1 protein-coding gene and 1 pseudogene are annotated in these 1,709 nt (G+C 59.0%); one reads left to right on the forward strand and one right to left on the reverse strand.

Annotated elements, in window-relative coordinates:
* The coding region (locus HP459_RS22780; RefSeq protein WP_171936907.1) for a sensor histidine kinase KdpD at positions 1–1,162 on the forward strand (1,162 nt) is incomplete at its 5' end.
* A 75-nt stretch (positions 1,163–1,237) separates the two neighbouring features.
* Here the strand turns inward: HP459_RS22780 and artJ are convergent.
* Positions 1,238–1,709, reverse strand: a pseudogene (gene artJ, locus HP459_RS22785) (ABC transporter substrate-binding protein ArtJ); the annotation flags it as partial.

The following is a 1,709-nucleotide window of genomic DNA, read 5'->3' on the forward strand; positions in this document are numbered from 1 at the left end:
GGGGCACATTCAGCGGCAAAAAATTGACCTCGCGCCGATACAGAATTTCCTGAGCGGGACGGTGATGCCGGTGTTTGGCGACGATCCCCGAAGCCAGAATAAGAAAGTCTTCAGCGCCACCCCGCTGCGACAGGACGGCGAGCTGAAGGGGTATCTGTACATTATTTTGCAGGGGGAGGAGTCCAACGCGCTGGCGGAGATGGCCTGGCACAAAGCGCTCTGGAGTACGGCGCTGTGGTCGATGCTGCTGGTGGCGCTGTTTGGTCTGCTGGCCGGGCTGCTGCTCTGGTACTGGGTGACGCGCCCGGTTAAACAGCTCACGCTGGACGTAGCCGGGCTGGAGCAGGACAGCATCAGCGCGATTAAGCAGCTGGCGGCCCAGCCGCTCGAGCCTGCCGGCCTGGATGAAGTGGCGATCCTGCGCAATACCTTTATCGAGCTGGCGCGCAAAATCACCTCTCAGTGGGATCGGCTGGCCGACAGCGACCGCCAGCGCCGGGAGTTTATCGCCAACATTTCGCACGACTTACGCACCCCGTTGACGTCGCTGCTGGGTTATCTGGAAACGCTGTCGCTGAAATCCGCCACGCTGTCGCCGCAGGAGCATCAGCAGTACCTCGCTACCGCGCTGCGTCAGGGGCAAAAGGTACGCCATCTGTCGCAGCAGCTGTTCGAGCTGGCGCGTCTTGAGCACGGCGGCATCAAGCCCCAGCGCGAGCGTTTTGCCATGGCTGAATTGATTTCCGACGTGGCGCAGAAGTTTGAACTTACCGCCCGCACGCGCGAGGTGAACCTGCGTATTGATGTGCCGGGGCGATTGCCGCTGGTGAACGCCGACGTGTCGATGATCGAACGCGTGGTCACTAATCTTCTGGATAACGCCATCCGTCATACGCCGAGCGGCGGAGAAATTCGTCTGGCGGTCTGGCAGGAGAACGAACGACTTCAGGTCGAAGTGGCAGACAATGGTACGGGCGTAGATGCCTCGCTGCGCGACGATTTGTTCCAGCGACCGTCAGCGTTAAATCCTCAGGCGTCGCGGGAGAACCGTGGGGGATTAGGGCTGTTAATCGTGAAGAGAATGCTGGAGCTGCACGGTGGCGGGATCAGGCTGATGGAGTCCGTGAGCGGGGCGCGGTTCAGGTTCTTTGTGCCGCTATGAGAAATTGCCGGGTGGCGCTGCGCTTTCCCGGCCTACAGACCACCCCCGTAGGCCAGACCACCCGGCAAAAAGAGATTACTGCGGGAACCACTGCTCGCTGATTATCTGGTATGTGCCGTCAGCTTTGATCGCTTTCAGCGCGCCGTTCAGTTTTTCCAGCAGGGCTTTGTTATCCGGACGTACCGCGATGCCGAGGCCGGTACCAAAGTATTGCGGATCGGTCACTTTCTCCGTCGCTGTACCCAGCTGCGGATTGGTTTTCAGCCACTCATTCACGACCGCGGTGTCGCCAAATACGCCATCGATACGGCCATTTTTCAGGTCGATAATTGCGTTCTGGTAGCTGTCATAGGCCACGGTTTTCACTTCAGGATGCTTGTCCTGGAGATATTTCTGGTGCGTGGTGCCGTTTTCCATGCCGATGCGCTTGCCTTTCAGTTCGTCGAAAGACTTATAAGCCCCTTTCTTCGCAATCACTACCGCAGAGTTCGCGTAGTACGGGTCGGTGAACGCGACCTGCTTGCTGCGCTCTGGGGTGATATCCATG

This window comes from Enterobacter sp. CM29, from assembly GCF_013179605.1.
Classification (GTDB): domain Bacteria; phylum Pseudomonadota; class Gammaproteobacteria; order Enterobacterales; family Enterobacteriaceae; genus Enterobacter; species Enterobacter intestinihominis.